The organism is Rugamonas sp. DEMB1 (assembly GCF_029834475.1).
Classification (GTDB): Bacteria; Pseudomonadota; Gammaproteobacteria; order Burkholderiales; family Burkholderiaceae_D; genus Rugamonas; species Rugamonas rubra.
In genome coordinates this window covers 1786071-1811282 of sequence record NZ_CP122407.1, presented here as the reverse complement: position 1 = coordinate 1811282, position 25212 = coordinate 1786071, and the positions used below count along the sequence as shown (strand labels likewise).

The window sequence follows — 25212 nt, the reverse complement described above, 5'->3', positions numbered from 1 at the left end:
GCATTTGACCCATTTCTGCCGCGTCTAACGGTCCTCGCGCGTATGCCACAAGCGCATGATGTAAATTGTTGATGCCTTGATTTCGTAGCGCAGCTCATAACGGCCAACGAGAATTCGCCGGATTTCGCGTGGCTCGAATTCTTCCAAGCGCTCTCCAATACGTGGATTTTCCAGCAAACTGGCCGCTGCGGCTGTGAGCGATTGCACCGTGCGGGCCGCCGCTGGCTCATTCACCGCCGCCAAGAACTCGTGCAATCGCGTCAAATCGGATAGCGACTTCTTGGTCCACCGCAACTCCACTACGGCACCACAGGCGCGGGCAGCGGGTTCTCGGTGCCGAGGCTATCGGCCCAAGCCTGTACCGACTGGTGATCGATGACATGCCCGGCCTCCACGTCGGCCATCGCTTCACGCGTGAGCCGGCTCCTCTCCTCTTCGAGGTCAACCCAAGCGCTCAGCGCTTGTTTGACGATCCAGCCACGCGAACGTTCAAGGCGGGAGGCTAGCTGGTCGACCTTTTCGGCCAGCGCTACAGGTACATGTGCGGTAAACACTTTTGTTTCTGTGTGTGCCATAAATGATCCCTTCAAATTGGCTTTTTCGAAGTGCGCGAGTGCGTTGTCGTTGTCGGTGTCGGTGTCGGTGTCGGTGTCGGTGTCGGTGTCGGTGTCGGTGTCGGTGTCGAGAGAATATTCTGGATGATAATTTTCACACGCATATCTTCGCGATAGCGCATTCCCTTGCACGCGCCGCCTAAGAGGAGGGGCAATTTTCACGTCCCATCCCTAGCGTTGTCAATCAACTTTAATTGCATTAAATCACATTTCAACAACACATCTGTCGAGCGACTTCGGATTCAACGCGACGAATCTCCGATGTCGAGATCCCAGCTTTCTCCCGCCCATTTCTGTAATTTTCAGAAGGCGACTGCACAAAAAGTGAGAAGTGATCTGCAGGGGAAATGGCAGCCCCGCCTTCAGTAGCAGACGACTATCGGGAGCGCATGTAGAATGGAAAGATCACGCAATTCATAAAAGAGGAGACACATGAACTACGCTCCACTGCTCGTTGCCACCCCCGCCATCGTCGCGATACTGACCGGTTGCGACCAACTCGCCGCAAAACACGAAATCGTGCGGGCTGGCAACCAGACTTTCTTGTTGAACAAGTCGACTGGCGATGCAAAGCTAATCGATGGAACCTCCCTTGTCGCCGTCAAGCAGCCCGACTCCGCGTCGGCCAATGAACCGTTCAAGAAGGCAAAGAACTGGGAAGAGCAGTCGATCACCGATCTACAGGGCGTGAAGTTCAAGCTTCGCACGAAGTACCGCGATGGATCGATGCTCTGGATCGTTGAGGCCACCCCCTTCCAAGGTGCATTGGAAAACATATACAAGGCGGCCAAGATTGAGGATCTCCGTCAACCAACTGTCCACCTTGAACTATCCGACGACGAAAGGTTCAAGACAGGTGAATCCATTGCGATCATGATTCGTATGGGAACTCGGACGGTGAACGAAAAGGGCGAGATTGCTTCGCTTTCATGGTCAGGTACTCAGACCATCTCAGCAGAAACGTATCGTTCAGCCGCATTTGTCAGCACAAAGTGGTTCGGGTTCTCGAAGGAATAAAGTGGATCGAGGCGCCATGTAAGCCCCCCCCCCTTCCATCAAGGGGACATCAACAAGCAAGCTTTTCTTGCGACAACTCCTCATGTCATTCGTTAGCGGGCTCCTATGAAATGGTTCCACTTCAACATCTTCTGCTTTGCGTTCCTTGTGTTGCCATCCTTTGCACAGGCACCGACAGACAATTCGAATCTTTGGCCAGTTCACCGTGACGGCCAAACAGGCTTCCGTATCAGCTACCCATCCGCGTGGATCATCGTCCCGACAAAAGGGCGCAATGTACGGTTCTCAGTCAATCCTCCCAGCGGTGGCTGTCAAGCTAGTTGTCGCCTGAGTTGGTCCATCATGCTGCTTTCTTGAGTGTCTTGCCGTCTTCCTTTCGATTGCCATTGCCGGCCACTTGATCCGGATTGAGGTGGACAACCGCGACCGGCTCCCAGTTGCGCGTGTCGCCGCTCCAGCGGCCCGGATGCCTGGCCTTCGCCGCGCGATACACCTCGTCCCGTTTGGTCAGCAACAGCGCGTCCTGGCCGGCGTGGCGCTGTGCCGGCGTGACGAACCGAATCGCGCTGTGCCGGTGTTCATGGTTGTACCAATTGACGAATCCGCCGACCCACTGGCGTGCCGCCAGCAGGCTGTCGAAGGGGCGGCGGGGGTATGCTGGCCGGTACTTCAACGTTCTGAACAACGATTCCGAATAGGGGTTGTCGTTGCTCACGGCCGGCCGGCTGAACGACGGCATCACGCCCAGGGCCTGCAGGGTGGCCAGCATGGTCGCCCCCTTCATCGGGCTGCCGTTGTCGGAGTGGAGCACGACCTGGTCCGGGACGATGCGCTCGCGCTCGCAAATATCGCGCACCACCTCGCCGGCCAGTTCGCTGCTCTCCGCGTCGTAGATCTGCCAGCCGACGATTTTCCGGCTGTAAATATCCATGAACAAATAGAGGTAGAAATAGATGCCCTTCACCGGCGTGGGCAGGTAGGTGATATCCCAACTGTACAACTGCCCCGGCGCCGTCGCCATCAACGCGCGCGGCTTGTGGCGGGCCTGCGCGGGGCGTTCGGCGCCACGGTGGGCCAACTGCTTTTCCGCCTTCAGCACCCGGTAGAACGTCGACTCCGACGCCAGGTAGCGCCCCTGGTCCACCAACCGCGGCACGATCTGGCTGGGTGGCAGGTGGGCGAACTCGGCGCAGTTGGCGACGGCGAGCAACTGGCGCCGCTCGAGCGCGCTGAGCCGGTTCGCCGGCGCCTGCACGCGTGCCGGCCGTTGGTCGCCGCGCAGGGCGTCGCGCTGCCAGCGTTGCAGCGTGCGCTCGCTGAAGGAGATGGCGGCGCAGGCCCGGTCCTGGCGCGCGCCGGCACCGATCGCCTCGGCGACCAGCGCCATCACTTCGATGCGCTCCGGCAGCGTGGTCATTTGACCTCGTCCTCCCAAAGCGCCCGGAACTTTTTTTGCAGGATCAGTAGCGCTGCCGCCTCCGCCAGCGCCTTGTCCTTGCGCAGCAGCTCGCGTTGCAGCCGGTCGTTGTCGTCCTTGAGCGAACGCAGCGCCTTGGAATCGGCCTGGCCGGCTCTTTTGTCACCGCAGAAGGCCGCTTGCCACTCGGTCAAATGATGGGGGAATATGCCGCGCTCGCGGCACCAGACGCTCGACGCCTCGCCGTCCATGCCGTGCGTCTCGTGCAATGCGACGAGCTGCTCCTGGGCGCTCCAGTCCTGCGGGCGCTTCTCTTTCGCTGCCGGCGTGTCCGATTTCTTCACTGCTTTCCTTGCCATCCAATTTTTAAGCGTGTGGTAATTGACGTTGATCTCGTCCGCGACTGCCTGCACGCTCCTGTCGCCACGGGAGAATACCTTGACCAACGCCTGCTCGACAAACGCCGGTGAATTTCTTGCTGCCATCGTACACCTCTATCTTTGGGTAAAATCTAGAGGCGACAACTAGTCTGACACCGGGGGCCAGTGGGTCAGGTAATTGCAACGTCGTGGCCCGCCCAAGTACCGAACTCAGCGGCATGACCCAATCGGTTCTCAATCGCGAGATTGAATCACTCGCAATCGATCAAGTCAGTTGGGCTGAGTACATCGGGCTCCCGCCAATTCAAGTTCGTGTAATTGAAACCCGCCGTGCCCACATACATGGTGTTCCGGCGGTGTTCGGCGTTCTTGAAACGACACTGGAAAATCTGGAAGGCAAGTTCACGCGTAAGCAAATTGTGGCGCTCACTTTTACGCCGGGGTTGGTTTGGTCACTGAACTGCGGGGCATCCACTTTCAAGGCCGACGAAGCAAGGTCTCGATTCGCAGAACTCCAACCCACGTTCAACAAGATCTTCGGATCTTTTGCGTATATCAAGTGACGACAATGCCCGCCAATGAACGGTTCAGATCGCGGTTCGCTTCGCTCGCGCGATCTAGCCTTAATCGCTAGGCATCGCGGCGGCTAGTTCAACTTACGGCATATCAGAGGCTCCTCGAATCCCTTGACGACTAGCTTGTAGACTTCCCCGTTGCGAAGAACCATGACATCAGGCTGCAGTTCCAGCACCAGTTGCAGCGTCAAACCGGTGACCTCGTAAACGTTGCCTGAAACGGTCTTGAAGACTGAACCTGCCTTGATAGTTCCGCTGATGCTGCCTTGCAAGTTAGTCTCTTCGTAGATATCCCATCTCCCCGGTGCTGTGGCCGGTTGGGCGGGTCTAGCGGATGTTCGACCAGCGACGGAAGCGATGTTCAGTGACTTCTTGTTGACAATCAGTCTTCCTCGACCTGGACAAATAATCACGTCGGGGTTGTACTCGTACATGTATTCATACTCGTACTTGACTTCCCAAACCGATCCGTCAGCTAGTTTGAAAATTTCGCCGTTGTTTCCCATGAATGGGGTCGGGCTGACGATTGAAGATTCATAACAGTTCTGCGCCAGAGCAGAACCCGAGACGAGAGCGGCAATGTAGAAGGCGATAAGCGATGCAGGTAGGTGTCTCATAAGGCTCCAGAGCTTGAAATGCTGGCTTGCGAACAATGCCAAATTGTGTGCAGAGATTTTCTGCGCTTAGCTAGCTAACCAACGCGCGTATTGGTCCTCGTTATCTGGTCGTCGAGCCGATTCCGTTGAACAAGTAGGCACGCCGACCATCCCGTCGCGGCAACGGCTGCGCCGCCAGTCAGGGCGACGGCCAGCCGCGCAGCACCAGCGCCACCACCTCGTGCAACTGGGCGCGGGTGGCGCCGGCCACGGCCTGCACCGCCATGCCGTTCGACACCGTCATCACATAGCGCGCCAACTGCCCGGCGCAACAATCCTCCGGCAGGTCGCCCTCCTCGCGCGCGCGCACGAAGCGGTCGCGCAGCTTGGCCTCGTGGCAGGCGCGGCGGGCGATCAGCTCCTGGCGGATCGGCAAGGCGTCGTCGCTGCAGGCCAAGGCGCCGTTGATCACCAGGCAACCGTGCGGATGGTCCGGCTCGGTCTGGTTGTCCGCGTTGCAGTACAGGAAATTCTCGACCACCTTGCGCGCCGTCGGCTCGCGCAGCGCCGACTGGAACACCTCGCCCCGGGTCAGGGTGTAGCGCGCCAAGGCCTTGTGGAACAAGGTCTCCTTGTTGCCGAACACGGCGTACAGGCTGGGCCGGTTCATGCCCATCGCCTCGGTCAGCTCGGGCAGCGAACTACCCTCGTAGCCCTTTTCCCAAAACAAATCCATGGCCTTGTCCAGCGCCTGGTCCTCGTCGAAGGTGCGCGGCCGGCCGGTCTTCTTGCTGGTGTTAGATGAGTCTTTCATACCGATCGGTAAAAAAATTAGTTGACAGAAGTTGTGCTTTGCGAGGATTATGAACCGATCAGTAAAAAACACAAGTTTTTTTACCGTCCCGTGCCTACTCCCCGCTCAAGGATCATAAACATGCAAGCTCCCGCCTCCACCCGCTCGGCCGATCCGGCCGATCTAGCAGCCCCGGCCGTCACCAGCCCGGCCGCCCCGATCCTAGCCAACTGGCCGGCCGTATTCTCGGTCGCCATCGGCGCCTTCGCCCTGGTCACCACCGAGTTCCTGCCGGTCGGCCTGCTGCCCTCGATCGCCGCCGAACTGCGCGTCACAGAAGGCATGGCCGGCATGATGGTCACCATCCCCGGCCTGATCGCCGCCCTCGCCGCGCTGCTGGTGACGGCCGGCGTCGGCAAGGCCGACCGGCGCCACGTCGTGATCGGACTGATGAGTTTGCTCGTCGCCTCCAACATCATCGTCACGCTGTCCGACTCGTTCACCTTGATCCTGCTCGGCCGCGCCCTGATGGGCATCGGCGTCGGCGGCTTCTGGGCCATCGGCGGCGCCCTCGGCACCCGGCTGGTGCCGATCGCCTCGGCGGCGCGCGCCACCTCGATCATCTTCGCCGGCATCTCGCTGGGCACCGTGGCCGGCGTGCCGGCCGGCGCCATGATCGGCGAGCTGCTCGGCTGGCGCATGGCCTTCGCCGCCGCCGGCGTGCTCGCCGTGGTGGTCGTGCTGACCCAGATGTGGCTGCTGCCCGCGCTGCCCACCAACCACGCCGTGCGCCTGGGCCAACTGCCGCAGTTGCTGCGCCTGCGCAAGGTGCAACTGGGCATCGTCGCCATCATGCTCATCTTCATCGGCCAGTTTGCCGCCTACACCTATGTGACGCCGTTCCTGGTGCAGGTCTCTGCCATGTCGGCCAAGACCATCAGCGCGCTGCTGCTGGCCTACGGCGCCGCCGGTTTCGTCGGTAACATCATCGGCGGCTGGGCCGTCGCCAAGAGCGTGCGCGGCTCGCTGATCGGCACCGGCCTGGTGCTCGGCCTGTCGGGGCTGGCGCTGCCCTTCTTCGGCAACAACGCCGCCGCCGTCACCGCCCTGATCGTGGTCTGGGGCCTGGCCTTCGGCGCCATGCCGATCTCGGTGCAAAGCTGGATGTTCAGCGCCATGCCCGGCACCATGGAGGCCGGCGGCGCGCTGTTCGTCTTCACCGCGCAGGTGGCGCTGGCCTCCGGCGCGCTGGTCGGCGGCCTGTCGGTCGACCACCTCGGCGTGTCCAGCGCGATGACCGTCGGCGGCCTGTTCGCCCTCGCCATGGCGGTGGTCATCTGGGCCTTCGGCAAGGACAAGCCGGCCAGGTTGCACGCGGTGCACTAGGCAGCAGGCCCGAACGCAGCTAAGTTGGGCAAACCCAGCGGCGCAAACCTAGGGTCGGACTCCCCGCCTTGACGCGCTGGGTCTGCCCCTGGCTCTCCGCCTTTGGGTGGTGTTGGAGCCGCTGGCGCCTCAAGTCAGCGGCATCCAGCTCAAATCCGGCCGCGTTTGAATTCGGCGAGAAACTTCTTGCAGGCGGCCGCCGACAACACCTGGTCGGCGTCGCCATGCCAGGCATACAGATAGGGCGTGCCGCCCAGCCGGTCGGTGAGCTTGGCCGACAGCAGGAAGCGCGTGCCCAGCGGATACACCTCGGTGTCGGCCAGGCGCCGCGCGCACTGCACCAGCAACTCCGGCGAAAACGCCTGCCCCGGCACCGGGTGGATCTCGACCCGCCCGGCCCGCCACACCGACTCCACCGCCACCTGCCGGTACGCATAAATATCCCGCGCCATCACACTCCCCCGTTTCGCACCACGTTGACCAAGGCCGCCATAGTAGCAAACACGGCGTGCATCGCAACGCCAACGTCCTATACTTGCTCAATGAGAGTCCAATAGTATCAATCACAGCACCGCATGTCAGGAGCGCACAATGAGCAATACAGTCAACGTGGAACGATTGAAGGGCGGCGCTTGGGCTGTGACCTCGTCGCGGCCAGACCTCCAGATGAACTCTATTCCTTATTGCCAGTCGAGGCGGAATGTAAAGCGAAATGAATGGGCAAGGTGTCCACCCGGCCGTCGCGATCAAAAACACCCAAATCGCCAGAAGGCAGGACTTCGTAGTAGTTTCCAGTGCCGCTACCGATGACAGAATAGCGCTTCCCCGGGCCGGTCTTAAGCATTTCGCCACGGTCACCACTCTTACAGTAGGCATTCCGCCGTACGCTATAGACTTTTGCTCCGACTTGTTCCAGGCTCAGGGTTAAATTGAAAGTGGATTGAGCCCATGTTCCGATGATCTTACGCTGGCGAACGGGAGGCAATTTCGGATCAACATCAAGACTGCGACCAGGCTCCACCTTGTCAATGCACAGGTATTTGTCCTTGCGCTCATCCTTGAGAAGATTATGGTGAATCGTTGTTTCCGGGTTGCTGGCAGAGTCATACCGAGCTATCCAATTTGCACTCTCCCCAGCGGTTACACCCGCTGGGGAGAGGAAAATCCGAGACTTTTGGATAGGGTTACTGCGGCAGCTATCGATGATCCGATCAACTAAACGCTTGAGCACGCTCTTGACCTCAGTCTCGGTCAGTCGATTTTTCGAATCTTGCAGTGTGAACGAAGCGTTGACCCAGGACTGATCAGGGGTATCCGAGACCGTATAATCGGACACTTCAATCCTTCCTTCTTGCCAGTCAAAAACGCCGCTACGGACGAGGGCATACTGACATTTTTGGACTGCGGCAGCTTGACCGGTCGGTAACGCTTTAGTATCCGGCGTTGAGCGCCCACATGCCGACAAGAAGACCGCGGCAGTGGTGACAAAGATCACGATCTTACTCATTGATTGCTTTCGATTGGAATATGGAGGCATCGATGAGGCAAATGCCGGCGATGTACTACTGGCGGAAGAAGTGGAAGCGGAAGCCGCCGTTTGGCGTGCGGACGTGCAGCGAAAATTTAGCGCCGGCTAGCTGTGAACCGGCATCACCGAGGAAGAGCGGCATTTACTCGTCAGTTGGATTAGTTCCGGCGCGCCCGTGACGGAAGCGGTGACATAATGCGGACTCTGCCCCCCCCTTCGCAGCCGAGCTTTGGCTCCCATCCCGGCCGGGGCCGACGGTTGACACACGCACGGCAGAGGATAAACTAACGTAAGTCAATCTAGTCGAGGCACTTCATGCAGACCTTCAACATCCACGAAGCCAAGATACATCTTTCTCGCCTTGTTGAAGAAGCGGCCAAGGGCGAGTCATTCATCATCTCCAAGGCTGGAAAACCATTGGTGAAGGTAAGCGCATTGGACGCACCTGTCGTCGTGCAACCGCGCCGCCGCCTCGGCTTCCTCAATGGAGAAATCTCCGTCCCAGACGATTTCGATCGTATGGGAGACCAGGAAATCGAACGGCTATTCGGCGGGTGACAAGTGAAGTTGCTACTGGATACACATGTTCTACTGTGGACGGCAGGGCCAGCCAACAAGTTATCCGCTGTCGCCCGCGCTCTGCTGGATGATCCTCAAAACGAGCTACTATTCAGTCCGGCAAGCCTGTGGGAAATCGCCATCAAACATGGACTCGGCCGCAGCGACTTCCGCATAGACCCTCGCATCCTGCGTCGAGGACTGCTTGACAATGGGTATGATGAATTGCCGATTACTAGCGAGCATGCCGTTGCCATCGATGGCCTTCCGCCGATTCACAAAGACCCTTTTGATCGCATCCTCGTCGCGCAAGCAATTGTTGAGGGCATTACATTGATTACCGCTGACCCATTGCTAGCGCGGTATCCAGGCCCGATAAAAAGGGTCTAAGCTAAAATGAACAAGGAGCTACGCTGACGCCTCCATCAGCGCAATCCCGCATCCAGCAGCGGCGCCAAGCGCTCCATCGACAGATCGATCTGCCCGTGCAGCGCCTGCACCGCCGCCGTCCCCAGCGCCTGCTCCAACGCGGCCTGCGCCTTGCGCCAGGCAGCGCGCGCGGCGCGCAGCTTGGCGCCGCCGGCCGCGCTGATGGTGACGATGCGCTGGCGCGGATCGGCGCCCGGCTGCAACGTCACCCAGCCCGCCTCCAGCAAGGGCTTGAGGTTGCGGCTCAGCGTGGTCCGCTCGACGCCCAGCAGCGCCGCCAGGCGCGTCACCGGAAGCGCCTCGTGCTTCACGTGCATCAATAGCGAATACTGCGTGGTCTTCAAGCCAGCCACGGCCAGATGCTGGTCGTACAGCCGCGTCACCATGCGCGTCAACTTGCGCAGTTCGAAACAGGTGCAGCCGCGCCATGCGACCAAGGGGGAAGTGTCTAGTTTGCTCATCAAAATAGGTGTAGATACACGTTAATCACGAAATGCATTATAGTGTACCCACACCCATTTCCACACTATTTGAAGGACACGACCATCATGGACGCAACAAAGGACGCATCGAAGGAAGCAAGCACACTGGACACCTGGCACGCCGAGGCGGCTGCGATGCAGGCGCGCATGGGCGAACCCGGCGTGGCCTCGCGCGAGCAACTGCGCGAACGCAGCGGCTTGGAATTCCTCGGCGGCATAGGCAGCGGTGAGCTGCCGCCGGCGCCCATCGCCAAGCTGCTGGGCTTTCTGCCGATCAGCGTCGAGCACGGCCGCGCCGTGTTCCAGGGCACGCCCGGGCAGGAACACTACAACCCCAGCGGCTCGGTGCACGGTGGCTACGCCGCCACGCTGCTCGACACGGCGGTCGGCTGCGCGATCCACACCACCCTGCCCGCCGGCAAGGGCTACACCACGCTGGAACTGAAGATCAACTACATCCGTGGCATGACCGACAAGACCGGGCCGGTGCGCGCCGAGGGCAAGGTCATCACTGTCGGCGGCCAGGTCGCCGTCGCCGAGGGCCGCATCACCGACGCCAACGGCAAGCTGTACGCCTTCGCCACCACCACCTGCCTGATCTTCCCGATCTAGTGTGGTGCTGCAGGACAGGCGTCCACCCTTGCAAGGGCGGACCGTTGCGCGGGCAGGCAACATGCTGCCCGCGCCCCGCCCCTCATCAAGCAGGTGCTGGGCGCAACCACCGCAATAAACGCGGCCCGACTTAATAGCGATGCAATGTTGCGCTAGAATAGGATCTCGCCGCCGGCCTTGTTCGCCGCCGGCCTTTCCTGGTACTGGCACCCTATGCAAAAAATCGACTTCCCCGCCCTGTCGCAACTGGCCGCCGCTTCGGCCAAGGTGACGGCCAAATGCAGCTGCAGCACGGTCGCGCTGGCCGCCTGGCAGAAGCTGCCGACCTCGCTGGAGCTGGACCGCTTCGAGGAAGTCGGCACCTTGGTCGACGATCCCTACGACGAGCCGACCTTCGTCGAATACCACCCGCAGGGCACGCGCGACGACAGCGACAACGCCCCCATCGCGCCGCGCTACTACCCGTGCAACCGCAGCCAGGTGGCGCGCTGCCTCGACTGCGGACGCCACTTCCTGCGCTACAACGAGGCCGGCGGCTACTTCACCGAATTGCGCATCCGCGCCCTGCGGCCCGAACTGCTGGTCGACGCCGCCCTGTAGCGCCGGACCCATGCGACCACCACGAGTGTCCACGTCCAAGCGAAGTGCCTTAGCGACCCGGCATATCGGTTTCTTATTGATGATGCCAGCGATATCAATATTCTTGTCCGGCTGCGCCTCGTCCAATCGGATCGATTTAAGATCAAGTAATCTGCACGAAACATTAAAAGTTCTTGCAGAGCGACACCATGTTTGCGGTGTGGCGGTCGCGGTCATCAAGAACCGAAAGCTTGATTCCATTGAATCCGCGACCGGTTGTTCACCTGCCCCGACGCTGAACTCAGACAGCATTTTTCAAGCGGCTTCCCTTAGCAAGCCGGTCTTTGCCTATGCGGTTCTGAAGTTGGTAGCGCAAGGAAAACTGGAACTTGACGTGCCGGTAGTGAAGTATTTGCCGCAAGGCTATCGGCACCGATTCAATCCTTTGAAAGCGGAGCCTTCCGATCTGGTGACCGACCCTCGACTTCAGGCGATTACCGTCCGGATGGTTCTGAACCACACTTCAGGATTGCCCAATTGGGCCTCCGGACCACTGAATTTCGACTCGACTCCCGGTACAAAATGGGAGTATTCAGGTGAAGGCTACGTGCTGCTGCAACGGGCGGTGGAGGCCGTCACCGGGCAGCCGTTGGACCAGTTCATGAGCTCGCAGGTATTCAAGCCCTTGGCCATGAACCACAGCGACTACGTGTGGAACGAAGGAATCGCGCAACACCTTCTGCCTGGGACGAAAGCGAATGGAACGCCGAGGGCGGCAATGGATCTAAAAAGCCCGATCGCCGCTTTTTCCCTCCACACCACCGCGGCGGATTATGGAAGATTTCTCGTCAAGCTGCTCAACGACGACGAGTTGATCAAGCAGATAAGCGCCTCACCCGTCACGGTTGATCCAAGCCTGGGCCTCAGTTGGGGCTTGGGCTGGGGAATCGAGCGCGATCAAGATAATCGCTATATTTGGCAATGGGGCAACAATACTGGTTATCGTGCGTTCGTCATTGCCTCTATCCAAACGGGAGACGGCTTTGTGATGCTGACCAACAGTGAAAATGGATTGGAACTGGCGGAACCGATGACACAAAAAATCCTACCGGGCGAACACAAGCTTTTTCAGTCTTCCATACTGGGTACGGATATTGTGAATTTGCTATGCAACACATTGCACCTGTGCCTTTAGCTTAGTCCCTGTTGCACAGCAAGCCCCGTCAACCCTAGCCAACGAAACGCCCGCCCTATGCAGCCCATTGTCGTTACCAGCAAGCTCAACGTGCGTGCCGAAACACTCTGGGGCGAGCAGTCCATCGCCACCGTCAACTACGAGCTCGGCCCGTGGCTACGGATGACCGCGCCGCCCGCCTGGCGCCACTTGAAACTGCGCGACTTCGGCGGCGCCGGCCCCTACTTCAAGAGCTGGATATTGCTGCTCGGCCTGTTCCCCGTCGACCGCCACGCCTTCGGCACGCTGACGCTGGGCGGCGAGCTGCGCTTCGTCGAGGCCTCCTCGTCCTGGGTCAACCGCGCCTGGCGCCACGAACGCGCCGTCCGCGCCGTCGACGGCGGCTGCGAGGTGGTCGACACGGTCTGCATGCTGCCGCGCCTGCCCCTCGTCGGCGCCCTGCTCAGGCCGCTCTACCAGTTCGTCTTCCGCCACCGCCACGCCAGGCTGAGGCGGCGCCACGGCGCGCTGGGCGGCTAAGCGGCCAACACGCCGCCACCGCGCCGCGCCGACATCGGCGCCAACATCGGCGCCGAGCTCGGCGTCGGCTCCGGTATCGGCATCGGTATCGGCGCGGCGCGGTGCAGCGCGGCAGCGCTAGGCGAATCGGAGAAACCGTAGCACAATCGAGTCATCGCTTAATCGGGAGACAAGCATGACGAATATGCCACTGGCGGTCTGGACCGGCGCCGCGCTGCTGCTGTGCGCCAGCACGCTGGTCCACGCCACGCCGCCACCGCCGTCACCGGGCGCCGTCGGCGAGCGCTTGCAGGTGGACAGCGGCGACGGCAAGGTGTTGGTGCGCATTACGCTGCATAACCGCAGCGCCCGCCCCGTGTACGTGCAAAAGTCGCTGGCCAGCGCCACCGAGCTGACCGGCCGCCTGTTCGACATCGTCGACACCGCCAGCGGCAAGTCGGTCGACTACATCGGCATGATGATCAAGCGCGGCCCGCTGACGGCCAGGGACTACCTGACGCTGGCGCCGCACAGCAGCCTGAGCCACAGCATCGACATCAGCCACAGCTACGCCTTCGCCGCCGGCCCCCACCGCTACCGCCTGAGCCACGGCGGGGAATACCTGGCCGACCTGGCGGCGCTCGAGGCCGCCAGTCCCATCGCCCCCGCCAGCACCGAGTTCAACTACACCGCGCCGGCCGCGCAGGAATAGAAAAAGCCGTGCCGGAGGTGGCGCCAACGCCGATGTGGGCCTTCATGCCGAAGTGCCAGTCATTGCCCTTCTTACCTAATGCGGCAGGCGCGATCTGTTTGTTAAAAGCTCAGCGAGACCGGCCAATCTCCGCCTGTGATTGTTGATCCCGCGTCAGGAAGCGGGTGCCGAAGGGAGGCATCACCACCTCGAGCGCAGTCTTGAAGACGCCGATGGCCTTGTCGAAGTTCGGCGGCGACTCCCCATACACCATGATCGTCATGAATCGGTCATAACGCGCCCGAATCTCCGGGTCGGACTCCGCTCGCGCCATGGCTCGATTCAATTCCCCGACAGGATCATGAAGAAATTCAGGGTGTTGGGTAGCGAAAATTTTAGCGTCTTTGTCCATGGCGGCTAGCATGAGCGTTCTCAATAAATCGTCTTGTTGGGCTAAATTGGGGTTGGCGGCGAGTATTTGGTGAACATCATATAAATGGCGCACCATTGCGGGCTCAAATTCCCTGTCTGGGTGAGCCATATGCAAAGCCAAACGTCGAGGAAACGACACCAGCTTCTCGACGACCGCCTCAGCCAAATCGACACATTCAGTGTTGAACCTCGGCGAGGTTGACATCCCCGCCATGGCATCAAACAGCAATCCAATACTTCTACTGCCCTTGGGTTGCGACAGTTCCGCGTGGTTGAGTTCCAGCTTCACGTGGGCCCGCATGTCATCCGCTTGCTGGAAATGCGATTCGTAGTCGATATGGATCAGAATGTATGAGTTCCCGTTGAGCGCTTTCTCCACCTTGACATTTTCGGCAGGAAAGCCCGCCGCGACCAAATCCTGCACCGTTTGTTTTTTGAGCTCGCTCAAAAGCTCGCGGCGCTTGCTGCTTCCGAATGTTTTTCCAGGCTTGGTGACAACCTTGATGTCGACATCCTCCGAAATGCGATCAAGCAAGCCGTAAGCTTTGGACAAGCAAGTGCCACCGCAAAAGACGAGGTCAAAGTGTGCGTTCTTTAAGCCAGCCAAAACATTGAGCACCTTGGTGACGATGAAATCTTTTTCGAGCGCGTATTCGGCGATCGCCAGCCCCTGCTCATTGATCAGGTCCGATATCTGCCGGCTTTGAAAGGGCTCAATCCTTCTCATAGACGATCTTGCGATTGCCAATGGCTATCGCGCGGCGCACACGAGACTTGCCCACGCTGATGACCGGAGCCATCGGCATCTGGGTGCTGCGCCCCTCGCGGAGCGCGCGCGCCTCTTTTCCTATGTCAGCCTTGACTCCAAGCTTACGCATGGCTTCAAGCCCGATGTTGACCAGCGAGTCGTCAGGCACGGACTTGCCGCTGATCGTCGACGGACGAGCCTTGGCGTAGACGCCATAGCCCACGCGCGCCAACTGGCCCTTGTCGGCAAGCTCCTTGATGACTCTGCTCACTTGGCGATACTCGCCAAATCTGTCAAATTCTTGGCGCAAGAACACTTTGCTCTTGGAAGAGCGAATACTCGCCGAAATGCGTTTCTTGATGGTCGCGGTGGTCATGTTTCACTCCTTCTGCAACTGCGCAATCGACAGCGCACATGGAATATCTAATGTCCTATATTTGCATGGGATAACTAGAATTGCAAGTTGATTATTTCGTTTAAAATCAGTTTGTTAAGTGTCGCCCCTCGTCGGAAATTCGCCTTCTTAGTGTCTGGCATGGTCATCCGCGTTGGGACCTGTGGACTTTCGCTTGCCACATGAAAAGCGCATTGTTTCCCTATTCACCACGGCTGTCAAAGCAAAGAAAAGCCGCGTGTTCACTCCGAACAAGCGGCTAGTCAAATTTCAACAGATTAATAGAACGGCCCGCTCGGCGAACCGGGCCGGCTTTTCCTTGCCACGCTAAGCGCCTACGGCAGCGACGGCGTGTTCTCGCCGAAGTACTCGTGCGAGTCGGCGTTGTCGACCGCCTTGCTCGGATTGCTGCTCGCCAGGCTGGCGGCGGCCGACTGGCCGTAGGCCCAGTCGTCGGTGCCGGCGACGACGGTGAAGTGGCTCATCTCATGCACCAGCGTGCCGCCCTTCGAGTCGGTGCCGCTGGTCGGCGCCGGCCAGAAGGCGTTGCAGACGTAGATCTTGTATGGCTGGCTCGGGTAGACGTAGGCGTAGGCGCTGTCGGTGCAACCGCAGTCGACCACCAGCGGCTTGTTGGCGAAGGCGTCCTTGATGGCCGTGAAGTGCGACTTGACGGTGGCGTAGCGGCTGGCGTTGTTGGCGCCGAACCACTTGGTGTAGCGCGTGCCGACGGTGCCGGCGTTCAGATAGCTGCTGCCGCTGGCGGCCATGCTCTTGGCGGCGGTCAGCGCCGAGGTGATCTGGCTCTGCCGCGAGGCGCTGCAATTGGCGAAGCTCAGGCTGCCGGCCAGTTGCTCGCGCATGGACTCCAGCAAGCGCGACGCCTGCGGCTCGGCGCCGCGCGGCAGCACACCGTCCACCCACAGGCTGGCCGTATCGGAATCGATCTCGCCGATCTCGCTGGCCGGGGCCACCTCGGCGTCGAGCGCGACACGGCCCCCGGTGCCGCCGGCCTCGTTGAACAGGTTGAGCGAGGCGGTGTGGTAGCGCACCGCGTAGTCGCCGGTGACGCTGAAGTCGTACAGCGCGCTCAGCTCGACGCGCTGGCTCAGCGAGGCGCCGGCCGGCAGCATGTCGTATTCGCCCGGGCGCGGATTGCGGCGTTTGAAGTGCTTGCCCAGGTAGGCGACCTTGACGCCGTCGCGGGTCACGTCGAACAGCGGCTCGGTGATGTCGGCCGACGGCAAATGGTATTTCAGAATGTACTGCGGCTTGGACGAGGTGTTGGTGATGGTGACGTTGACGACCACGTCGTCGCTGGAACCAAGAGCACTCTTTTCCGGCGTAATGGTCGCCGTCACACCATTCGACCCGGCCTGCGCGCCGAAACAGGCCGCGATGGCCGCAACCGAAACGCCAAGCTTCAACATCTGCTGCACATTCATACTCGCCTCCGTGAAAGTGGTGGATGCCGCACCGTCACCGCGCACGTCCTGCAACTGTCCCGCCGCGCCGCGCGATACGACTTTTGGATTGATGGGTCGTGCGTGCAAACAATGCCATTTGCACAAGCGAACCCATTGAGCAATGGTTATCCAATCATGCAAGCATGTAAAGAAAATACCTTGGAGAGCAAAAACTATTTATATAAATTGTTAACATTTCCCTACAAAACAATTTCCATTTACACCATGAAACTAGCAGGAAATAAGTGGCGAAATGCACGGAAAAGCCCAGCCGCGCGGGGCGGCGGCGCCACCGCCCGGCCGGCTACGGCGTTTTACTGCACCACGACAACGCCACTGTCCTGTCGGCAATACCGTTCTGCGCTCCGCCAGACAAGCCGGCTTCTTACCGGCCCGGGCCTTGACTTCGCCGGCCGCCGCCACCGCTGTCATCAGCGTTTCACAATTGCCCTGTAACTTGCTACCCGCATGCAAGCCACCGCCCGCGCGACGTCCGCGCCCGGCCAGACCGCCCACCAAGGCGCGCGCCGGCCCCGGCGGCCCTCCCCACGATGCAAAAAAAATCCGCCGGCGGCATGGCGGATCGCCGCCGCTCGCTCGTCTAGATCGGTAGGCGGCATGGTCGGCCGGGCTGAAACGGCTGGGAGCGATTGCACACGACCAGCGAAAGAGTGAGAAACCTGTGCCAAAATATGACCTGGATGAGTGGTTCGTCAGCGCGGTGCTGCCGATCGAACCGGCCCTGATGCGCTACCTGCGCCGCAACTGTCGCATCGCCAGCGAGGCGGCCGACCTGCGACAAGACATCTACGTGCGCGTCTACGAGGCCGCCGCGCGCGAGTTGCCGCGCTCGGCCAGCGCCTTCGTCTTCGCCACCGCGCGCCACCTGCTGATCGACCGGGCGCGGCGCGAAAAGGTGGTGTCGATCGAGGCGGTGGCCGACATGGCGACGCTCGATTTCGCCGTCGACGAGCTCAGTCCCGAGCGCCATGTCAGCGCCCGCAGCGAGCTGCGCCAGCTGGAAGGGGCGCTGCAGGAGCTGCCGCCGCGCTGCCGCGAGGTGGTGCAGCTAAGAAGAATCAACGGCCTGTCGCAGCGCGAGGTGGCGCAGGCGATGGGCATTACCGAGGACACCGTGGAGAAACAGCTATCGAAGGGGCTACGCGCCATCGCCACCGCGCTGCTGGGCGACGGCCTGGGCGCGCTCGCCGCCACACTGGGGAACAAATGCCGCAAGCGCCTGAAGTCCGCTTGAGCTCCCACGCCGAGATCGAGGCGCGCGCCGCCGACTGGATCGCGGCGCGCGACGGCGCGCGCTGGGACGCCGCCCAACAGGGCGCACTCGACGCCTGGCTGGGCGCCGCCACCGCCCACCGCGTCGCCTTCCTGCGCCTGGACGCCGTCTGGCGCGACACCGCGCGCCTGCGCGCCATGGCGCCACAGCCGCAAGCGCAGCAGCAGCAGCAGCAGCAGCCGGCCGTGCGGCCGCTGCGCCCGCAGCGGCCGGCCTGGCGCCTGGCCGCCGGCCTGCTGCTGGCGCTCGGTCTGGCCGGCGGCGCCGCCGTCTGGCGCGGCGCCGCGCCGGAGCTCAGCTACGCGGTGGCGCACGGCGCGCGGCAGAACGTGCGCCTGGCCGACGGCTCGCAGCTGGTGCTCAACACCGACACGCGGCTGCGCAGCCGCGTCGACGCGCGCCAGCGCACCGTCTGGCTCGACCGCGGCGAAGCCTACTTCGACATCGCCCACGACCCGGCCCATCCCTTCGTGATCGAGGCCGGCACGCAGCGCATCACCGTGCTGGGCACCCGCTTCTCGGTGCGGCGCGACAAGGACCTGGTGCGCGTCGAGGTGGTCGGCGGCCGCGTCAAGGTCGAGACGGTGGGCGCGGCGCGGCCGCGCGACGGCGCCGCCACCGTGCTGGGACAAAACGAGCTGGTGGTGGCCGACGCCGAGCACGTGCTGGTCGGCCGCAAGAGCGCCGAGCAGATCGCCCGCGACCTGAGCTGGCGCCAGGGCCGCCTGGTGCTCGACCAGATGACGCTGGGCCAGGCCGCCGAGGCCTTCAACCGCTACAACCACAAGCGCCTGCGCATCGTCGACCAGGCCACGGCCGAGCTGCGCATCGGCGGCAGCTTCGAGGTCGGCAACGTCGAGGCCTTCGCCCGCCTGCTGCAACAGGGCTTCGGCCTGACCGTGCGCGACGGGCGCGACGAGATCCTGGTCTCGCGCTGAACTATTTTCCGCGCCGGCATGGCGGATCGGCGCGCGCCGCACGTCTTCATCCATAAGCAGCAATCAAGCTGCGGACGGAGTGGACATGAAATCATCAGGATGGGGTAGCAACACGGCACTGGCGCTGCTGTGCACCATGAGCGTCAGCGTCGCGGCCCAGGCCCAGACGCAGGCCTACGACATCGCCGCCGGCGATCTGAAAACGGCGCTCGACAGCTTCGTCGCCCGCTCGGGCGTGCAGCTGATCTACAAACTCGACGACGTCGCCGGCCGGCGCAGCCACGGCGTCAAGGCGCAGCTGCCGGCCGAGGCCGCGCTCGCCGCGCTGCTCGGCGGCAGCGGCCTGCAACTGCGCCGCGAGGCCGGCAACGCCTTCGTCATTTTTCCCGTCGCCGCCCCGGCAGCAGCAGCAACAGCAGCAACGGCGGCCGACGACACCGCCCTGGCGACGGTGACGGTGACCGCGCAGAAGCGCCCGCAAACCCTGCTCGAGGTGCCCTCGGCGGTGCTCAGCATGAGCGGTGAACGGCTGCGCGAGCTGGGCGTCAACGACTTCGTCGCGCTGTCGCAGTACACCCCCGGCCTGGTGGCGTCGAACCAGCTGGTCGGCGGCCGCACCGTGCAGACCTTCACCATCCGCGGCATCGGCAACGACGACTTCCGCCCCAACGGCAGCCCCTCGGCGGCGGTACACTTCGACGGCGTCTACATGGGCTCCTCGGCGCTGATCGGCGGCCAGATGTTCGACGTTGCCCGGGTCGAGGTGCTCAAGGGTCCGCAGGGCACCCTGTACGGCCGCAACACCACGGCCGGCGCCATCAACGTCATCTCGCGCAAGCCTGGCCGGGCCACCGAGGGCCAGGCCAGCCTGACCGTCGGCGACTACGGCAACGTGCGCAGCGAGGCGGCCGTCGGCACCCCGCTCGACGAGCACTGGTCGGTGCGCCTGGCCGGCGTCTACGACCGCAGCGACGGCTACCAGACCAACCTCGGCCCGGGCGCCTACGGCGGCGTCAGCGCCGCGCCGGCCATCGCCAAGAACGCCGCGCCGGCGGCCGACGCCAAGTCGGCCGCCAGCGCCTTCTCGGCGGCGCGCGCGCTGATCGCCTTCAAGCCGGTGGACGGCAGCAGCCTGCTGCTCAACCTGCACGGCTTCCACGAGTCGGGCGGCGCCCAGCTGCCGGAACGCACCCTGGCCTCGGGCAAGTTCGCCCCCAACGCGCCCTACACGGTCGACTCCAACATCACGCCGGCGCTGCGCAAGGACAGCCACGGCGCCTCGCTGACGCTGGACCAGGAGCTGCCCGGCGAGCTGCTGCTGTCGCTGCTGACCGGCTACGAGCACCTGCAGCAGAGCTACCGCTGGAACGACGGCCAGCCGATCCGCTACTTCGACATCGACTACGCCGACCGGGTCGACCAGCGCCTGCTCGAGGCGCGCCTGCGCAACCTCGACGGCGCCGAACGCGGCCTCGACTGGGTGCTCGGCGCGATGCTCTTCCACGACAGCGTCGACATGCGCAGCGCGCTCGACTCGTCGGACTACCTGCGCACCGTCTACGCCACCGACTACCGGCAAAGCCGCGACAGCCAGGCCCTGTTCGGCGACCTGAGCAAAACCATCGGCCAGTACTGGAGCGTCGGCCTGGGCCTGCGCTACACCACCGAGCGCAGCGGCTTCGCCGGCAGCTCGCTCGACCTGAACCCCTACACCACCTCGCTCAACCGGCTGGCCTTCCCCAAGGTGCCGGTCCACTTCGACGAGCACTTCCGCGACGGCCGCTGGTCCGGCAAGGGCACGCTGAGCTACCGGGCCACCCCGGCCACCATGCTGTACGCCTCCTTCGGCCAGGGCTTCAAGGCCGGCGGCTTCGACGGCTCCACCATCACCTCGCGCGAGGAGGCGCTGCCGTTCCAATCGGAGACGGTGCGCGCCTACGAGGGCGGCGTCAAATACCTGCCCAACGGCCCGCTGCAGGTCGACGCCTCGCTGTTCTACTACGACTACCGCGACATGCAGGCCAGCAGCGTGCGCAACATCGCCAACATACCCACCGGCGTGCGCACCAACGTCGCCAAGGCCAGCATCGTCGGCGCCGAACTGAACGTGGTGGCCCGCCCCATGCGCGGCCTCGACCTGGTGCTCGGCGTGTCGACGCTGCGCAGCAGCATCGCCGACGTCGCCTCCGACGACCCGTTGGAACGCGCCCGCCGGCTGCGCAGCAAGCTGCCCAACACGCCCGCCTACACCGCCTCGGCGACGGTGCGCTACCAGCGTCCGGTCGGCGCCGGCACCGTGCTGGTGTCGAGCCTGAGCGGGCGCTGGATCGACAAGTACTACGGCGAGCTGGACAACTTCCAGGCGATCGGCGGCGACTTCGTCGGCGACGCCCGCCTCGAGCTGCGCTTCGGCAGCCGCTGGTCGCTGGCCGGCTGGGTCAAGAACCTCACCGACAGCCGCCGCTACAGCGGCGTCGGCACCGTCACCGCCACCACCGCCCCGCTGCTGCGCGCCGCCCCGCGCACCGTCGGCCTGACCACCACTGCGAGCTTCTGACCATGCGCCACGATCGACGTCAATTCCTCGGTGCCGGCCTCGCGCTGGGCATCGCCACACCGGGCCGCGCCGCCGCGCCCGGCGCCACCCCGTTCCGCCACGGCGTCGCCAGCGGCGACCCGCACGCCGACGGCCTGCTGCTGTGGACCCGCGTCTCCGACGCGCCGCCCGGCCAGCCCGTCAACGGCCGCTGGCAGCTGGCCGCCAGCGCCGACTTCGCCAGTCCGCTGGCCGAGGGCGGCTTCAGCACCGACGCCGCGCGCGACTACACCGTCAAGGTCGAAGTCGACGGGCTGCGCCCCGGCACCGACTACTTCTACCGCTTCACGGCGCTGGGCCGGCATTCGCCGGTGGGCCGCGCGCGCACGCTGCCGCAGGGCGCGCTGGCCGAACTCAACATCGCGCTGTGCTGCTGCGCCGTCTACTTCCGCGGCTACTTCCACGCCTACGCCGAAATGGCCGCCATGGCCCGGCTCGACGTCGTGCTGTTCCTCGGCGACTACATCTACGAATACGGCCTGAAGAACCTGACGCGCGAGCAGCTGGTACACCTGCCCGACCCGGCGCACGACACCGTCACGCTGGACGACTACCGGCGCCGCTACGCGCAGACCCGCTCCGATCCGTCGCTGCAGGCGGCGCACGCGCGCGCGCCGTGGATCTGCATGTGGGACGACCACGAGCTGGCCAACGACGACTGGAGCGGCGGCGCGCAGAACCACGTGAGCGAGCGCGACGGCCCGTGGGAGGCGCGCAAGGCGGTCGCCGTGCAGGCCTACCTGGAATGGATGCCGATCCGCGACCCGGCGCCGCAGCTGCGCCGCTACGACGTCGAACGCAGCTTCGCCTTCGGCCAGCTGGCCACCCTGATCCTGCCGGAGACCCGCCTCAAGGCGCGCGACCGGCAGCTGAGCCTGACGCGCGACATCGAGTGGCGCCTGCTCGACGTCAGCGACCCGGCGCACCCCGTGCCGGTCAGCGATCCGGCCCTGCTGGCGCTGGCGCCGGCGGCGCTCCCGGCGCACATCAAGCGCGTGCCCGACGCCGCCGCGCTGCGCCGCAAGCTCGACGCGCCGCAGCGCCGCATGCTCGGCGAGGAGCAGATGCGCTGGGTCGAGGGCGAGATGCGCGGCTCGGTCAAGGCCGGCCGCCCCTGGGTGCTGTTCGCCAGCGAGACGGTGATGGCCAGCACCGTCTGTCCCGACCTGACGCCGTGGGTGCGCGCGCCCGGCCGCAAGACGCGGCCCAGCACCCTGCCCGGCCTGGCGGCGATGCTCAACGCCATGTACGAACTGAGCCGCTTCAAGATGCCGATGGTCGGCCTCGATTCATGGGACGGCTACGGCGCCGAGCGCAAACGGCTCTACGAGATGATCGAACGCACCGGCGCGCGCACGGTGGTGCTGTCGGGCGACAGCCACATGGCCTGGGCCAACGAGCTGCACCACCAGCAGCGCCGCGTCGCCGTCGAGGTGTCGTCGAGCACCCTGACCGGGCCAACCTTCGCCGAGCTGATCCAGGTGGAGGACGTGCCCTTCGGCCGCCTGCTCGCCGAGCAGAGCCCCGACGTGCACTGGTGCGACGCACAGGCGATCGGCTTCATCCACGTCAGGATCACGCCGGCCGCCGTGCAGGCCAACTTCATCAACGTCGACGCGCCGGCCGCACCACGGCCGGGCTGCAGCGTGGTCAAGCGCATCGAGGCGAAGGCCGAGAGCGGCGGCGTCGGCCCCTGGCGCGAATTGGGCGAGCCGGGCGAGCCAGTCCAGCCGGTCGCGCCGGCGCGCGGCTAGGCTCCTTCGCAAGCGCCGGGCGCCGGCCGCGCGAACGGCACGGCGCCGGATCACCGCCGCCCCGTCCGCGCGTGTCGCGGCCGGGGCGGCGCTATTCCTTCCTAAGCGCGCAGCAGCAGCGCCACCGCCTCGGCGGCGATCCCCTCTTCCCGCCCCAGATACCCCAGCTTCTCGTTGGTCTTGGCCTTGATGTTGACCTGGCCGGCGGCCACGCCCAGATCCTCGGCGACGTTGGCGCACATGGCGGCGATGTGCGGCGCCATCTTCGGCCGCTGCGCGATGATGGTGGCGTCGACGTTGCCGACCACGTAGCCGGTGGCCCGCACGCGGCGCGCCGCCTCGCGCAACAGGGTGCGCGAATCGGCGCCCTTGAACTGCGCGTCGGTGTCCGGGAAGTGCTTGCCGATGTCGCCCAACGCGGCGGCGCCGAGGATGGCGTCGGTGATGGCGTGCAGCAGCACGTCGGCGTCGGAGTGGCCCAGCAGGCCGAGGTGGTGCGGAATGGTCACGCCGCCGATGATCAGCTTGCGGCCTTCCACCAGCGCGTGGCAGTCGTAGCCCTGGCCGATGCGGAACGGTAGTGCGGGAAGTGTGGAAGTGGTCATGGGGTCGTCTCGTATTCGGTTGTGTGGGTCATTGCGGCTCGGCCAGGTACATCTCGGCGATGCGGATGTCGGCCGGCAGCGTCACCTTCAGGTTGCGCGGATGGCCCTCCACCAGGCGCGGCGACAGGCCCAGCGCCTCGACGGCGCTGGCGTCGTCGGTGATGGCCTTGGCGTCGGTGGCGGCGCCCAGCGCGCGCGCCAGCAGCGCGTAGCTGAACATCTGCGGCGTCTGCGCCAGCCACAGGCCGTCGCGCGGCACCGTCGCCACGTTCGCCGCGCCCTCCGCGCCCTCCCCGCCCGCGCCGGCCGCTGTGTAGCGCTTGACCGTGTCGACCACCGGCAGCGCCAGCAGGCCGCCGGCCGGGTCGTCGGCCACGCCGGCGATCAGCTTGGCGATCAGCGCCGGCGTCAGGCCGGGCCGCGCCGCGTCGTGTACCAGCACCATGTCGTTCTCGCCGACCTGGCCTTGCAGCGCGCGCAGCGCGTTCAGCACCGAGTCCATGCGGGTGGCGCCGCCGCAGCGCAGCGCCGTCACGCCGGCCGGCGGCAGCACGGCGGCGATCTGGCCGTCGTCCGGGCTGACCACCACGTAGGTGTGGGCGATCAAGGGGCTGGCCAGGAAGGCATCGAGGGCGTGCCGCAGCATCGGCTTGCCGCCCACCGTCAGATATTGTTTGGGGCCGTCGGCCGCCATGCGCGCACCGACGCCGGCCGCCGGAATCAGGGCGAAATAGCGTGGTGGCTGGCTAGTTTGTGTCATGTGCTTCTCGCTTCGGGTGTGAATTATTTGATGCGCCGTCCGCGCAGCACCATGTCCTGGACTTCGCCGTTGCATACCTTGCTCAGGCGCGCGTATTCCTCCGGCGTGTCGATCAACGCCTGGTCCGCCTCGACCTTCTGCATCTCGGCCTTGATGAAGGGCAGCCAGCCGCTGTCGATCTCGTGCTCCAGCGCCGACATCGCCGTGCCCGCCGGCGCGTACAGCGGCTTGGCCTCGAAGCGCTTGGCCAGCGCCTCGCGCACCACCAGCTCCACCTTGGGCAGATGGCCCATGTAGGCCTGCAGGTGGCGCAGCTCGTGGTTCAACACCTCTTGGTACATGCAGGTGCCCGGCTCGAACTCGCGGCCGACGTAGATCACCACCGGCACGTAGTACAGGCTGACCTTGATCTGCGGCGCGACGCACTCGTAGCCGCTGACCGGGTCCTGCAGGATCGGCCCGCTCAGGCCGATCTTCACCTTCGACTCGGTGCGGGTGATGCCCAGCACCACGCTGTTGCCGCGCGCCGAGCCCTTCATCACCGTCAGCGAGCGGTAGGACAGGTGGTTGTCGATGCTGTAGCCGTTCTGCTGCGCCGACAGGACCGAAACGGTCTTGCTGATCGAATCCTCGCAGCGGATCTGGAACGGCGTGCGCGCGCCGACTCCCGGCACGGCGGCGTTGGCTTGCGCCGCAGCGGCGGCCGGCGCGGCCATGGCATCGGCGCCGATGGCCAAGGCCAAGGTCCAGCCCAAGGCCAGGCTGCGCGCCAAGGCCAAAGCCAGGGCCGGCGCGCGCCGCCCGGCAGGCGTGACTGCGCCCGTCCGCGCCTGGGCGGAGTACGGCGCAGCCTGTGCCGGCCGGACGGACATGGA

At 63.9% G+C, this 25212-nt stretch carries 28 protein-coding genes; 14 read left to right on the top strand and 14 right to left on the bottom strand.

Annotated elements, in window-relative coordinates:
- Positions 1-24 precede the first annotated feature (24 nt).
- Together QC826_RS08320 and QC826_RS08315 are read right to left on the bottom strand one after the other, a co-directional pair.
- The gene (locus QC826_RS08320; protein WP_279765163.1) at positions 25-300 is read right to left on the bottom strand and encodes a type II toxin-antitoxin system RelE/ParE family toxin; all 276 of its coding nucleotides are present in this window, start codon (positions 298-300) and stop codon (positions 25-27) included.
- Positions 300-776, bottom strand: a complete 477-nt coding sequence (locus tag QC826_RS08315; RefSeq protein ID WP_279765162.1) for a CopG family ribbon-helix-helix protein — start codon at positions 774-776, stop codon at positions 300-302. Before QC826_RS08315 ends, QC826_RS08320 begins: the two co-directional genes overlap by 1 nt.
- 270 nt (positions 777-1046) lie before the next feature.
- Here QC826_RS08315 and QC826_RS08310 point away from each other — a divergent pair, with 270 nt between their 5' ends.
- The gene (locus QC826_RS08310; RefSeq protein WP_279765161.1) at positions 1047-1631 is read left to right on the top strand and encodes a hypothetical protein; all 585 of its coding nucleotides are present in this window, start codon (positions 1047-1049) and stop codon (positions 1629-1631) included.
- 340 nt (positions 1632-1971) lie between these two features.
- Here QC826_RS08310 and QC826_RS08305 read toward each other — a convergent pair.
- A protein-coding gene (locus tag QC826_RS08305; RefSeq protein ID WP_279764258.1) for an IS3 family transposase occupies positions 1972-3533 on the bottom strand; the annotation gives its coding sequence in 2 pieces (ribosomal slippage) (positions 1972-3077 and positions 3077-3533; 1563 coding nt in all).
- A gap of 113 nt (positions 3534-3646) precedes the next feature.
- Here QC826_RS08305 and QC826_RS08300 point away from each other — a divergent pair.
- Complete coding sequence (locus QC826_RS08300) at positions 3647-3991, top strand: hypothetical protein (RefSeq protein ID WP_279765160.1); 345 nt, start codon at positions 3647-3649, stop codon at positions 3989-3991.
- 83 nt (positions 3992-4074) lie between these two features.
- Here QC826_RS08300 and QC826_RS08295 read toward each other — a convergent pair whose 3' ends face one another.
- The gene (locus tag QC826_RS08295) at positions 4075-4620 is read right to left on the bottom strand and encodes a hypothetical protein (RefSeq protein WP_279765159.1); all 546 of its coding nucleotides are present in this window, start codon (positions 4618-4620) and stop codon (positions 4075-4077) included.
- 178 nt (positions 4621-4798) lie between these two features.
- Positions 4799-5413, bottom strand: coding sequence for a TetR/AcrR family transcriptional regulator (locus QC826_RS08290; RefSeq protein ID WP_093390674.1), 615 nt, complete (start codon positions 5411-5413; stop codon positions 4799-4801).
- Positions 5414-5533: 120 nt separating this feature from the next.
- Here QC826_RS08290 and QC826_RS08285 point away from each other — a divergent pair, with 120 nt between their 5' ends.
- A complete protein-coding gene (locus QC826_RS08285) occupies positions 5534-6778 on the top strand; it encodes an MFS transporter (protein WP_279765158.1) in 1245 nt (414 codons plus the stop codon).
- Between the two features lie 149 nt (positions 6779-6927).
- Here the strand turns inward: QC826_RS08285 and QC826_RS08280 are convergent, their stop codons facing one another.
- Positions 6928-7230 carry a hypothetical protein gene (locus tag QC826_RS08280; protein WP_279765157.1) on the bottom strand — a complete coding sequence of 101 codons (303 nt, stop codon included), beginning with the start codon at positions 7228-7230 and terminating at the stop codon, positions 6928-6930.
- A gap of 221 nt (positions 7231-7451) precedes the next feature.
- Entirely contained in the window at positions 7452-8285 is an 834-nt protein-coding gene (locus QC826_RS08275) for a hypothetical protein (RefSeq protein ID WP_279765156.1), read from the bottom strand.
- A gap of 336 nt (positions 8286-8621) precedes the next feature.
- Here QC826_RS08275 and QC826_RS08270 point away from each other — a divergent pair, with 336 nt between their 5' ends.
- Together QC826_RS08270 and QC826_RS08265 are read left to right on the top strand one after the other, a co-directional pair.
- Positions 8622-8864 carry a type II toxin-antitoxin system Phd/YefM family antitoxin gene (locus QC826_RS08270; protein ID WP_093389590.1) on the top strand — a complete coding sequence of 81 codons (243 nt, stop codon included), beginning with the start codon at positions 8622-8624 and terminating at the stop codon, positions 8862-8864.
- A 3-nt stretch (positions 8865-8867) separates the two neighbouring features.
- A complete protein-coding gene (locus QC826_RS08265; protein ID WP_093389589.1) occupies positions 8868-9254 on the top strand; it encodes a type II toxin-antitoxin system VapC family toxin in 387 nt (128 codons plus the stop codon).
- 35 nt (positions 9255-9289) lie between these two features.
- On the opposite strand, the gene QC826_RS08260 is transcribed toward QC826_RS08265, so the two are convergent.
- The gene (locus QC826_RS08260) at positions 9290-9754 is read right to left on the bottom strand and encodes a MarR family winged helix-turn-helix transcriptional regulator (RefSeq protein ID WP_279765155.1); all 465 of its coding nucleotides are present in this window, start codon (positions 9752-9754) and stop codon (positions 9290-9292) included.
- Positions 9755-9841: 87 nt separating this feature from the next.
- Between QC826_RS08260 and QC826_RS08255 the strand changes: the two genes are divergently transcribed.
- From QC826_RS08255 to QC826_RS08235, 5 genes are all read left to right on the top strand, one after another.
- A complete protein-coding gene (locus QC826_RS08255; RefSeq protein WP_279765154.1) occupies positions 9842-10387 on the top strand; it encodes a PaaI family thioesterase in 546 nt (181 codons plus the stop codon).
- Positions 10388-10600: 213 nt separating this feature from the next.
- Positions 10601-10987: a hypothetical protein gene (locus QC826_RS08250; RefSeq protein WP_279765153.1), complete on the top strand. Its 387-nt coding sequence runs from the start codon at positions 10601-10603 to the stop codon at positions 10985-10987.
- A 25-nt stretch (positions 10988-11012) separates the two neighbouring features.
- Positions 11013-12161: a serine hydrolase domain-containing protein gene (locus QC826_RS08245; RefSeq protein WP_279765152.1), complete on the top strand. Its 1149-nt coding sequence runs from the start codon at positions 11013-11015 to the stop codon at positions 12159-12161.
- Positions 12162-12218: 57 nt separating this feature from the next.
- On the top strand, positions 12219-12680 hold the full coding sequence (locus QC826_RS08240) for a hypothetical protein (protein WP_279765151.1): 462 nt from the start codon (positions 12219-12221) through the stop codon (positions 12678-12680).
- Between the two features lie 175 nt (positions 12681-12855).
- A complete protein-coding gene (locus QC826_RS08235) occupies positions 12856-13371 on the top strand; it encodes a hypothetical protein (protein WP_279765150.1) in 516 nt (171 codons plus the stop codon).
- A gap of 109 nt (positions 13372-13480) precedes the next feature.
- On the opposite strand, the gene QC826_RS08230 is transcribed toward QC826_RS08235, so the two are convergent.
- From QC826_RS08230 to QC826_RS08220, 3 genes are all read right to left on the bottom strand, one after another.
- Positions 13481-14509, bottom strand: coding sequence for a nucleotidyl transferase AbiEii/AbiGii toxin family protein (locus tag QC826_RS08230; RefSeq protein WP_279765149.1), 1029 nt, complete (start codon positions 14507-14509; stop codon positions 13481-13483).
- Positions 14496-14906 carry a DUF6088 family protein gene (locus tag QC826_RS08225; protein WP_279765148.1) on the bottom strand — a complete coding sequence of 137 codons (411 nt, stop codon included), beginning with the start codon at positions 14904-14906 and terminating at the stop codon, positions 14496-14498. Before QC826_RS08225 ends, QC826_RS08230 begins: the two co-directional genes overlap by 14 nt.
- A 353-nt stretch (positions 14907-15259) precedes the next feature.
- Positions 15260-16285 carry a M35 family metallo-endopeptidase gene (locus QC826_RS08220; protein WP_279765147.1) on the bottom strand — a complete coding sequence of 342 codons (1026 nt, stop codon included), beginning with the start codon at positions 16283-16285 and terminating at the stop codon, positions 15260-15262.
- Positions 16286-17072: 787 nt separating this feature from the next.
- Between QC826_RS08220 and QC826_RS08215 the strand changes: the two genes are divergently transcribed.
- The 4 genes from QC826_RS08215 to QC826_RS08200 all read left to right on the top strand — a co-directional run bounded on the left by QC826_RS08215 (position 17073) and on the right by QC826_RS08200 (position 22972).
- Entirely contained in the window at positions 17073-17645 is a 573-nt protein-coding gene (locus QC826_RS08215; protein ID WP_279765146.1) for an RNA polymerase sigma factor, read from the top strand.
- Positions 17642-18622, top strand: coding sequence for a FecR family protein (locus QC826_RS08210; RefSeq protein ID WP_279765145.1), 981 nt, complete (start codon positions 17642-17644; stop codon positions 18620-18622). Before QC826_RS08215 ends, QC826_RS08210 begins: the two co-directional genes overlap by 4 nt.
- Before the next feature lie 85 nt (positions 18623-18707).
- Positions 18708-21179, top strand: a complete 2472-nt coding sequence (locus QC826_RS08205) for a TonB-dependent receptor (protein ID WP_279765144.1) — start codon at positions 18708-18710, stop codon at positions 21177-21179.
- Between the two features lie 2 nt (positions 21180-21181).
- Positions 21182-22972, top strand: coding sequence for an alkaline phosphatase (locus QC826_RS08200; RefSeq protein WP_279765143.1), 1791 nt, complete (start codon positions 21182-21184; stop codon positions 22970-22972).
- A 101-nt stretch (positions 22973-23073) separates the two neighbouring features.
- Here the strand turns inward: QC826_RS08200 and ispF are convergent, their stop codons facing one another.
- The 3 genes from ispF to QC826_RS08185 are packed head-to-tail and all read right to left on the bottom strand — an operon-like array spanning position 23074 to position 25110.
- Positions 23074-23577 (bottom strand): 2-C-methyl-D-erythritol 2,4-cyclodiphosphate synthase, encoded by a 504-nt coding sequence (gene ispF / locus QC826_RS08195; RefSeq protein WP_279765142.1) that lies wholly within the window; start codon positions 23575-23577, stop codon positions 23074-23076.
- A 28-nt stretch (positions 23578-23605) separates the two neighbouring features.
- Positions 23606-24337 carry a 2-C-methyl-D-erythritol 4-phosphate cytidylyltransferase gene (gene ispD, locus QC826_RS08190; RefSeq protein ID WP_279765140.1) on the bottom strand — a complete coding sequence of 244 codons (732 nt, stop codon included), beginning with the start codon at positions 24335-24337 and terminating at the stop codon, positions 23606-23608.
- A gap of 23 nt (positions 24338-24360) precedes the next feature.
- Positions 24361-25110, bottom strand: a complete 750-nt coding sequence (locus tag QC826_RS08185) for a hypothetical protein (protein ID WP_313872846.1) — start codon at positions 25108-25110, stop codon at positions 24361-24363.
- Between the last annotated feature and the right edge of the window lie 102 nt (positions 25111-25212).

Excerpts from the sequence above, each read along its gene's own strand:
- QC826_RS08310 (WP_279765161.1), top strand. The coding sequence starts at position 1,047 with ATGAACTACGCTCCACTGCTCGTTGCCACCCCCGCCATCGTCGCGATA.
- QC826_RS08300 (WP_279765160.1), top strand. The coding sequence starts at position 3,647 with ATGACCCAATCGGTTCTCAATCGCGAGATTGAATCACTCGCAATCGAT.
- QC826_RS08295 (WP_279765159.1), bottom strand. The coding sequence starts at position 4,620 with ATGAGACACCTACCTGCATCGCTTATCGCCTTCTACATTGCCGCTCTC.
- QC826_RS08290 (WP_093390674.1), bottom strand. The coding sequence starts at position 5,413 with ATGAAAGACTCATCTAACACCAGCAAGAAGACCGGCCGGCCGCGCACC.
- QC826_RS08285 (WP_279765158.1), top strand. The coding sequence starts at position 5,534 with ATGCAAGCTCCCGCCTCCACCCGCTCGGCCGATCCGGCCGATCTAGCA.
- QC826_RS08280 (WP_279765157.1), bottom strand. The coding sequence starts at position 7,230 with ATGGCGCGGGATATTTATGCGTACCGGCAGGTGGCGGTGGAGTCGGTG.
- QC826_RS08275 (WP_279765156.1), bottom strand. The coding sequence starts at position 8,285 with ATGAGTAAGATCGTGATCTTTGTCACCACTGCCGCGGTCTTCTTGTCG.
- QC826_RS08270 (WP_093389590.1), top strand. The coding sequence starts at position 8,622 with ATGCAGACCTTCAACATCCACGAAGCCAAGATACATCTTTCTCGCCTT.
- QC826_RS08260 (WP_279765155.1), bottom strand. The coding sequence starts at position 9,754 with ATGAGCAAACTAGACACTTCCCCCTTGGTCGCATGGCGCGGCTGCACC.
- QC826_RS08255 (WP_279765154.1), top strand. The coding sequence starts at position 9,842 with ATGGACGCAACAAAGGACGCATCGAAGGAAGCAAGCACACTGGACACC.
- QC826_RS08250 (WP_279765153.1), top strand. The coding sequence starts at position 10,601 with ATGCAAAAAATCGACTTCCCCGCCCTGTCGCAACTGGCCGCCGCTTCG.
- QC826_RS08240 (WP_279765151.1), top strand. The coding sequence starts at position 12,219 with ATGCAGCCCATTGTCGTTACCAGCAAGCTCAACGTGCGTGCCGAAACA.
- QC826_RS08235 (WP_279765150.1), top strand. The coding sequence starts at position 12,856 with ATGACGAATATGCCACTGGCGGTCTGGACCGGCGCCGCGCTGCTGCTG.
- QC826_RS08230 (WP_279765149.1), bottom strand. The coding sequence starts at position 14,509 with ATGAGAAGGATTGAGCCCTTTCAAAGCCGGCAGATATCGGACCTGATC.
- QC826_RS08225 (WP_279765148.1), bottom strand. The coding sequence starts at position 14,906 with ATGACCACCGCGACCATCAAGAAACGCATTTCGGCGAGTATTCGCTCT.
- QC826_RS08205 (WP_279765144.1), top strand. The coding sequence starts at position 18,708 with ATGAAATCATCAGGATGGGGTAGCAACACGGCACTGGCGCTGCTGTGC.
- QC826_RS08200 (WP_279765143.1), top strand. The coding sequence starts at position 21,182 with ATGCGCCACGATCGACGTCAATTCCTCGGTGCCGGCCTCGCGCTGGGC.
- ispF (WP_279765142.1), bottom strand. The coding sequence starts at position 23,577 with ATGACCACTTCCACACTTCCCGCACTACCGTTCCGCATCGGCCAGGGC.
- ispD (WP_279765140.1), bottom strand. The coding sequence starts at position 24,337 with ATGACACAAACTAGCCAGCCACCACGCTATTTCGCCCTGATTCCGGCG.